Annotated in this window: 1 protein-coding gene; it reads right to left on the bottom strand. The window is 63.1% G+C overall.

Annotation, left to right across the window (positions count from 1 at the left end; all coding sequences use genetic code 11):
• Nucleotides 1-833: IS110 family RNA-guided transposase (locus tag NKI73_RS33560; RefSeq protein WP_352636347.1), on the bottom strand; the 833-nt coding region annotated here is incomplete at its 3' end.
• Between the last annotated feature and the right edge of the window lie 200 nt (nucleotides 834-1,033).

Genomic DNA, 1,033 nt, shown 5'->3' with positions numbered 1-1,033 from the left:
GCCTGTTGCAACCGTTGAGCGAAAGCTTTGAGATGAGGATCGAATTTGGCCACGATGGCTGCGACGATGAAGAGGATGCCACGCGGCCCGGCGCGTCCGCCTCGCACATGCCTGTTGCCGGTGCGCTTGCCGCTATCGTTGGCGAAAGGAGCCAGGCCTGCCAGCTTGGCGATGGCCTTGTTGGAGATGAGGCCGATCTCGGGCAGTTCGGCCATCAGACGGGCGACAGTGCGTCCGGCTACGCCCTTGAGCGAACGAAAGGCCCGCTCCAGCCTGGCCCACAGCGGATCGTCATCGATCATCGAGGCGATCTCGCCTTCCAGGCGCCGTTGCTCGCGCTTGAGGAAGGCCAGCGTCGCCTCGATGCTGGCGCCTACCTCGGCGTCGCGTGCGGCACTTCTACGCTGCTTGTTGATGGTCGCATCGCCGACAATCTGGCAAAGCCGGCCAACCAACGCGGTAAGCCGCTGTTGGGCAGCGCTTGGCGGTGGCGTCGGCACCGTGTTCTTGACTGCGCCGTAATGGGCGATGACAGCGGCGTCGATCCTGTCGGTCTTCTCAAGATAGCCCATCGCCTCGGCGAAACGGCGCACGCTCTTGGCGTTGACCACGCCGCACGGCATGCCGTGCGCCCACAAGAGCATGAACCCCAGCCGTTCATAGCCGCCCGATGCCTCCATCACCGCAAGGGCTGCGCCATGGCTGCGGCAGAACAGCCAAAGAGCTGCAATCCCCGCCGCATCGTTGGCGAAGCGCGCTGCCGCTCCGCCAGGCCGGACATGCGCGTCCAGCCAATCTTTCGAAACATCAACTCCACAAATAATCCTGTTCACGGTAACCTGCCTTGTGCGTACGGTTGGAACCAAGCGACTGTTCGGTCGTGCGTGACGAAGGCGAAGATCCCAAGCTCTCCCGCGGTTGTAACCTCAGGTGGTACGGGCGACTTCGCCAAGCCAAGGTCCGGGCGGCCGCCCGGACCTTGGCTCAATCGCTCTAATCCCACGAAATCTCTCTCGTGTAGATACAAGGTGGC

Origin of the sequence: Mesorhizobium sp. M0496, from assembly GCF_040321205.1 — a bacterium.
GTDB lineage: Bacteria > Pseudomonadota > Alphaproteobacteria > Rhizobiales > Rhizobiaceae > Mesorhizobium.
This window is presented reverse-complemented; position numbering and strand designations above follow the sequence as displayed.